The following is a 7,263-nucleotide window of genomic DNA, read 5'->3' as shown; positions in this document are numbered from 1 at the left end:
TGTCAAGCGGACACGCTTTTCGTCCGCTTGACACCCCTACTCACATGTGGCCCGCTCTTGGCTCGATTCGTGACGAAGCCACCCCACCAACGCGCCCCTCTACGCAACGCGCCTCCGCCCAACGCAACAGGCGTGCCATCTACCCGCGCACGGCGTGGACCCGGCTTCGGATCAGATTGGCGGGGTCTGGGGCGGAGCCCCAGGAACCCCCGACTTACGGAACGCCCAAGTCCCACCATCCCCACCCAAACCGGACCACCCCCACCGCGCTGACCAGCACCTTCCCCCACCCAGAAGAAAATCCGGAAAAATCCAGAAAACCAGCGCAACGGCAGGCCGATACGTACGTCTATGTGGGTGTCGCAAGCAGCACAGCCAGGGAACGTTCGGGGCGGTCCGAGGCACAACGAGCAGCCTGCAGACGAAGGGGAGCGAAGGGACGGCGGGGGCCCAACTTCGCGGCGAAGTGCGGCCGGACCGAACGGGAGAGCGGTCCGGCCGCACTGTCTTCAGCACCGGATGGCCCAGGCTGTCCGAAGATCGACGCAGGTCAGCCCTACCGCGTCCAAAAATTGTCAGACCCCCGGAGCATCATCAACCGCATGAGGCCACAACCCCGGCGGGAGAGCTCGAATTGGATCACGTACTGGCCGGCGCCCTGCACGAACGTGTGTTCGCAATCCTCGACCAGCTGGAATCCCCGGCGACCATCAGGCTGGTCGAAGCCTGGCGCACGCTGCTGCGCCACCACGAACCAACGGAGAGCGGGGCCTGCAAGGCCTGCGGCCCGCGCTGGCGCAAACACATGTGCTCGGTCTGGCGCACAGCGGCGACCTACTTCGCCCGCCCGGACCTGTAGCGGGCAGTAACGCCCAGGGCCACAACTCCGAAAGCCGTGACACGTACCCGAGGAAAGATCCCGTCCGGCATGAGCGCGACTACAGCGACGCTAGAGGCTCCTGGGCCACACGAGCCTCCTGAGCCGCCTCAAACACCCTGACCCACACCACGAGGTGGGCCAGGCGCGGAACGACCGTCAGAAAGCTGCTGAGCCGTAGTTCCAGAAATCCCGAACCGGAGAACTGGACCAGAGATCTGGATCAGACCGTCACGCCGCGGGCGTTCAGCCAGGTCAGCGGGTTGATCTTCTGGCCGTCCGGGTTCCAGACCTCGAAGTGGAGGTGGGGCCCGGTGGAGAAGCCGCGGTTGCCCATGCGGGCGATCTGCTGACCCGCCTTGACCTGCTGGCCTTCGCGGACGCCGATCGTGTCCATGTGGCCGTAGACGGTGATGGTGCCGTCGGCGTGCTGCACGCGGACCCAGAGGCCGAAGCCGGACGCGGGGCCCGCTTCGATGATCACGCCGTCCGCGGCGGAGACGATCGGGGTGCCGATGGGGCCGGCGATGTCGATGCCGAGGTGCATGGTGCCCCAGCGGCCGCCGTAGCCGGAGGTGAACTCGCCGGCGGCGGGGCGGAAGAACTTCGGGCGCTTCTTCTCGGCCTCGACGGCCTCGCGCTCGGTGGTGAGCTGCTGGCTGCGCAGGAGCTTGGCGGCTTCCGCGGAACCCTCTGCCGTGGTCTTGGAGACCGCCAGGATCTGCGGCGCGGAGGCGGTGTCGCCGCCCATGCCGTCGAAGGTGGCGGCGCCGTCGGCGTGGTTGGCGAGCTGGACGTCCTTGCTGTCGTCCGCGGCGGCCTGGCCGATCTGGCCTGCGCCTGCTGCTGCGAACGCGCCTACTGCGACGGCGGCGACGACGATGCGTCCGCGAAGCGCCGACGGTGGCGGGGGGAGCCGGTGAGAGCTGACCGTGCGCGTGGTGGCGCGGTCGACTGCCTCTTCAAGCGCAGCACTGCGTTCATGGCCGCCGGGGGAGCGGTGGTGACTCAAAGCTTGCCCTTCCGCCTTCGGGGAGCCTGATCGGGTGGACGCCGGGCGGGGGATTCCCGGTGAGTCAGGATTCGGGGTTCTGACTCGGTGTCCTTCTGTGATCAGACCGTGACAACGGACCGGGGGACGATAACGGCGGGAAGCCTCGGAGGGCAAACCCCAGTTCGTTATGTCCCTCCAACGGGCGGCAACCTGCAGGTTTCATCTGTCAACTGTGACCATCGGTGACCTGAGACGGCCGACACGCCTCACCGCCAGCGGCGATGGGGTGAGTTGACAAGTCATCCGATCGGGTGATGGCCGTCACAACTACGTGAAGCGTCCTCGTGTCAACCGGCAAAGACAGGTGACCTGAATCACGTATCTGGTGCTCTTCGACGAGTAATGAAGAGTGCTCCAGCCGGGCGTTGCGCTGGGGGACGATGACCTGATCCATCTCGGACCAGACCACGACGAAGCGCGTGCGGCACGGCCGGCAGGGCTCGGCGAGCTCCGCGAGCAGCTCCGAGCCGGGCCTCAACTGCCGGGTCAGCGGCGTGGGCAGCAAATAGGCGGCAAGTGTGCCGTTGTGCGGTGTACCCAGAGTGACGAGTGAGCGCACGCGTGCGTCGCCGTGCAGTCGTTGCACGTAGTACCTGGCGATGAGCCCGCCCAGCGAATGGCCGACCACGTGCACCTGATCGGAGCCGGTCTGCTCGCAGATGCGCTCGATGTGCGCGCCCAGCAGGGCGGCCGAACGGCGGACGTCACCGGTCAACGCCGTCAGCACGCTGTAGTTGATGGCGTGAACCACCCCGAAGCCCCGCCTTCGCAGCGCCCCCGACAGCACCGCGAAGGCGGAGCGGTTGTCCCCGATGCCATGCACCAACACGATCGGGGTGCCCGCCGCGTCCATCGCCGAAACCACCAGCCCTCGCTGGCGGGGTGGCAGGACGTCGGTGCGGTAGTGCCGGTACTGGCCGTCCGGCCGCAGCTGCTCGGTGATCGCGCCCCACGGGTAGAGCACCGCGTGGGCCGTCAGCCAGGCCGCTTCCATCGCGACCCCGCGCACGCCGCCGGGCGAGGCCATCGCCCGCAGCGCGACCTTCACTTCCTCCGCGACGTCCCGGGCGGTGTGGACGCCCCAGCCGGCGCGGTCGAGAGCCGCGTCAGTCAGACGCGTGATCCACGACCGGCCGCTCTCGCTCATGTGAGCGACGGTAAGTGATGAAGTCACCGGCTAGGAGTACCCGGCGACTGTTTTCCACATGCGAACGAATTTCGTCTTGATTGGCCACAACTGGCCATCCAGGGCCGCAGACGGCGACGCACGGGCCACACCCGGCCACACACGGGTCTTGCTAGGTTCGCCCGCGATGACTCGCACCGAGCTCGAGAACCAGACCCCCGCGGCCGCCAGGTTGCGCACGTCGTGGGCCCTCGCCGCGGCAGGCTCGCTCCTGCTGATCGCCGGCCCGCTGCTCGGCGTGGTCGACGGCGCCGAACCCGCTTTCACGTCGTGGCCCCTGCTCGCACTGCTGGCGCTGTTGCCGCCGGTCGTCGCGGGTGTGCTGCTGATGCGCGGCCGCCCGTTCGTGGCGGCGGGGCTGCTCGCGGCCGTCGGCGTCTTCGCGGTCGGCCGGCTGCTGAGCGACCTGCTCGTCGCCCTCGAGCCGATGGACGTGGCCCGCCCCGAACTGCTCCGGCCGACCACCCTGCTCGCGGTCACGCCGTCGGCGGGGGTGTGGCTGCTGGTCGCGGGCCACCTGCTGGTGATCGCCGGTGGAGCGCTCGCGGCCGGACGCGCCGGCATGCCCGCGGACGAGTCGGAGCCGCCGACCCTGGTGGGCTTCCCGGTGCTGATCGCCGCGGTGGCCGGGATCGGGTTGCTGGGCAAGCCGTTCGTCTCGTCCGACCCGTTCCAGCTCGACCGGGGTCCGTGGGACCTGCCGGTGCTCGGCCTCACCGGCGGTCTGCTCATCGCGCTCGCCGTCCCCCTCGCCACCGCGCTCTCGGCCACCTCGCCCGACCCGGACACCCGGCAGGGCGGCACGATCGGCGTGACGCTGGCCCTCCTCGCCGTCGTGGTGCCGTGGCTCGCGGCCGGCACCCTCGCCCCGGGCCTGAGCATCAGCTCGGGTCCGGTGACCGCGCTGGTCGCCGCGATCCTGCTGCTCGGCACCCCGCTGCAGGGCCGCGCCCTGCGGGTGTTGCGCGGGGAGCGCGACGAGACGCGCGATCCGGCCCTGCCGACGCTGCGGCGCATGCACGTCATCTCGGGTGCCCTCGCCGTCGCCGCCGCCGCGGCGATGCTCGTCGGCGCGCTGCTCCCGCAGCTCACCCTCACCACGGGCGGCACGGTGCCCGACCTGGCGGCCGTGAACCTGCTGTGGGTGGCCGGACTCGCGTTCGGAGTGCTCGGACTCCTCATGTTCGTGCCGTCCGCCGCGGCCGTGGTGCGTCCGGCGCTGGTGGGCGGGTTCCTCGCCATGCAGCTCGCCGCGGCGGGCACCACCGAGTCGGTGCTGGCGGCGAGTCAGGCGGGCGTCGCGCAGCCGGGTGCGGGCTTCTGGCTGATGATCGTCGAGCTGCCGCTCGGCCTGCTGGCCCTGGCCTGCACGGGTCTCGCGGCCGCGGTCGAGCGGGAGAACGCCGGGGAGCTCGAGCGGGAGCAGACGCCGGTGGCCGAGCTGGGCGCCGTGCTGCTCGCCGGGCTCTTCGCGGTGGGAGCCTTCGTCCTGCCGACCACGCGCGGCGACAGGTACACGTCGCCGAGCCTGGTGCCCGACACCGACCCGGCGGTCTCCTGGACGCTGCTGATCTCCCTCATCGTGCTGATCATCAACCTCGTGCTGGTGTTCAGGTCGAGGCCCGCTCGCGGTGCCGCCGCGCTCGCCGGCCTGGCCCTGCTGCTCGGCGTGCGCGCGTTGGAGCTGCCCCTGACCGGCGACCGGGTGGAAGGAGCGGTGGCCGCGCCCGGCACCTGGCTCGCGCTGGCGTCCCTCGCGGCTCTGCTGGTCGCGGCCGGCTTGGCGGGAGCTCGCGCGACCCGCTGAAACGTGTCCTGGAACGCGCGTTCTCCCGCGACGTGAGCGTGCGCGTGATCGACCTCACCGCAGTTGAGACCGACCTCACCGGTGGTGGCGTGCGAGCGGTACCTGCAGCTCGATAGTGTCTGGGCCCAGCCGCGTCAAGTGGGTTCGCTTGGCCCCTTGAGGACCACCCAGGCGCGGTGTTCCGACACCGACGTCGCAGGAGACCCGAGTGGACCTGTACGAGTACCAGGCGAAGGACCTCTTCGCCGCCCACGGCGTCCCGGTACTGCCGGGCGATGTGGCTACCAACCCCGAAGACGCCAAGGCCATCGCCGCGAAGTTCGGCCAGGCCGTCGTCGTCAAGGCCCAGGTCAAGACCGGCGGCCGCGGCAAGGCCGGTGGTGTGAAGCTCGCTTCCACCGCCGAGGAGACCGAGGAGAAGGCCAAGGCCATCCTCGGCCTCGACATCAAGGGGCACATCGTTCACCGCGTTCTGGTGACGCCCGCCTCCGACATCGCGGAGGAGTACTACTTCTCCTTCCTGCTCGACCGCGCCAACCGCACCTTCCTCGCCATGGCGAGCGTCGAGGGCGGCATGGACATCGAGGAGGTCGCCGCGACCAAGCCCGAGGCCCTCGCGAAGATCGCCATCGACGCCATCCAGGGCGTCGACGCGGCCAAGGCCGAGGAGATCGCGGACGCCGCGAACTTCCCGGCCGAGGTCAAGGACCAGGTCGTCGACGTCATCGTCAAGCTGTGGGAGACCTTCGTCGCGGAGGACGCCACGCTCGTCGAGGTCAACCCGCTGGTCCGCGACCCGCAGGACAAGATCGTCGCGCTCGACGGCAAGGTCACGCTCGACGAGAACGCCGACTTCCGCCACCCGGCGCACGCCGAGCTGGTCGACAAGGCGGCGGAGAACCCCCTCGAGGCGAAGGCCAAGGAGAAGGGCCTCAACTACGTCAAGCTCGACGGCGAGGTGGGCATCATCGGCAACGGTGCCGGTCTCGTGATGTCGACGCTGGACGTCGTCGCGTACGCCGGTGAGCAGTACGGCGTGAAGCCCGCGAACTTCCTCGACATCGGTGGCGGCGCGTCCGCCGAGGTCATGGCCAACGGCCTGGACGTCATCCTCGGCGACGAGGCCGTCCGCTCGGTCTTCGTCAACGTCTTCGGCGGCATCACCGCCTGCGACGCCGTCGCCAACGGCATCGTGAAGGCGCTGGAGATCCTCGGCGACTCGGCCACCAAGCCGCTCGTCGTCCGCCTCGACGGCAACAACGTGGAGGAGGGCCGCGCGATTCTCGCCGAGGCCAACCACCCGCTGGTGACCGTTGTCGACACGATGGACAACGCGGCCGCCAAGGCCGCCGAGCTCGCGGCTGCGGGGGTCTGAGTCAGATGGCTATCTTCCTCAACGAGAACAGCAAGGTCATCGTCCAGGGCATGACCGGTGCCGAGGGCACCAAGCACACCAAGCGCATGCTCGCGTCCGGCACGAACATCGTCGGTGGCGTGAACCCGCGCAAGGCGGGCGAGAAGGTCGACTTCGACGGCACCGTCCTCCCGGTCTTCGGCACCGTCAAGGAGGCCATGGAGGCCACCGGCGCGAACGTGACCGTGATCTTCGTCCCGCCGGCCTTCTCGAAGGCCGCCGTGATCGAGGCGATCGACGCCGAGATCGAGCTGGCCGTCGTCATCACCGAGGGCATCCCGGTGCACGACACCGCCTACTTCTGGGCGCACGCCGTCGCGACGGGCCACAAGACCCGCATCATCGGCCCGAACTGCCCCGGCATCATCAGCCCCGGCAAGTCGAACGCCGGCATCATCCCCGCGAACATCGCGGGCAGCGGCAAGATCGGCCTCGTGTCGAAGTCGGGCACGCTGACCTACCAGATGATGCACGAGCTGCGGGACTTCGGTTTCTCCACCGCGATCGGCATCGGTGGCGACCCGATCATCGGCACCACGCACATCGACGCCCTGGAGGCCTTCGAGGCCGACGAGGAGACCGTCGCAATCGTGATGATCGGTGAGATCGGTGGCGACGCCGAGGAGCGCGCGGCCGCGTACATCAAGGAGAACGTGACCAAGCCGGTCGTCGGCTACGTCGCGGGCTTCACCGCCCCCGAGGGCAAGACCATGGGCCACGCCGGCGCCATCGTCTCGGGCTCGGCGGGCACCGCGCAGGCGAAGAAGGAGGCCCTCGAGGCCGCCGGTGTCAAGGTCGGCAAGACGCCGTCCGAGACCGCCGACCTGATGCGCGAGATCATGCAGGGTCTCTGACCCACGGCTCCGCTCTCAGGGAGTGCTGACCGCACGCGGGGACCTTTCGTACCGACATTGAGTACGAAAGG

6 protein-coding genes are annotated in these 7,263 nt (G+C 69.5%); 4 read left to right on the top strand and 2 right to left on the bottom strand.

Going from position 1 to position 7,263, the window contains the following annotated elements:
* Positions 1-634 precede the first annotated feature (634 nt).
* Positions 635-859: a hypothetical protein gene (locus ORI60_RS20825; RefSeq protein WP_266039360.1), complete on the top strand. Its 225-nt coding sequence runs from the start codon at positions 635-637 to the stop codon at positions 857-859.
* Between the two features lie 241 nt (positions 860-1,100).
* On the opposite strand, the gene ORI60_RS20820 is transcribed toward ORI60_RS20825, so the two are convergent.
* Both ORI60_RS20820 and ORI60_RS20815 read right to left on the bottom strand, forming a co-directional pair.
* A complete protein-coding gene (locus ORI60_RS20820; protein ID WP_266039359.1) occupies positions 1,101-1,889 on the bottom strand; it encodes a M23 family metallopeptidase in 789 nt (262 codons plus the stop codon).
* A 208-nt stretch (positions 1,890-2,097) separates the two neighbouring features.
* Entirely contained in the window at positions 2,098-2,979 is an 882-nt protein-coding gene (locus ORI60_RS20815) for an esterase/lipase family protein (RefSeq protein ID WP_266039358.1), read from the bottom strand.
* Between the two features lie 265 nt (positions 2,980-3,244).
* Here ORI60_RS20815 and ORI60_RS20810 point away from each other — a divergent pair, with 265 nt between their 5' ends.
* From ORI60_RS20810 to sucD, 3 genes are all read left to right on the top strand, one after another.
* A complete protein-coding gene (locus ORI60_RS20810) occupies positions 3,245-4,924 on the top strand; it encodes a hypothetical protein (protein WP_266039357.1) in 1,680 nt (559 codons plus the stop codon).
* A gap of 208 nt (positions 4,925-5,132) precedes the next feature.
* Positions 5,133-6,299 (top strand): ADP-forming succinate--CoA ligase subunit beta, encoded by a 1,167-nt coding sequence (gene sucC, locus ORI60_RS20805; RefSeq protein ID WP_266039356.1) that lies wholly within the window; start codon positions 5,133-5,135, stop codon positions 6,297-6,299.
* 5 nt (positions 6,300-6,304) lie between these two features.
* Positions 6,305-7,192, top strand: coding sequence for a succinate--CoA ligase subunit alpha (gene sucD / locus ORI60_RS20800; protein WP_266039355.1), 888 nt, complete (start codon positions 6,305-6,307; stop codon positions 7,190-7,192).
* Positions 7,193-7,263 lie beyond the last annotated feature (71 nt).

Origin of the sequence: Lentzea sp. NEAU-D7, from assembly GCF_026242055.1 — a bacterium.
Taxonomy (GTDB): Bacteria; Actinomycetota; Actinomycetes; order Mycobacteriales; family Pseudonocardiaceae; genus Lentzea.
Note: the sequence above shows the minus strand (reverse complement) of the source record. Positions and strands in the feature narration are given on the sequence as shown.

Coding starts and splice junctions, on each gene's coding strand:
- ORI60_RS20810 (WP_266039357.1), top strand. CDS start 3,245: ATGACTCGCACCGAGCTCGAGAACCAGACCCCCGCGGCCGCCAGGTTG.
- sucD (WP_266039355.1), top strand. CDS start 6,305: ATGGCTATCTTCCTCAACGAGAACAGCAAGGTCATCGTCCAGGGCATG.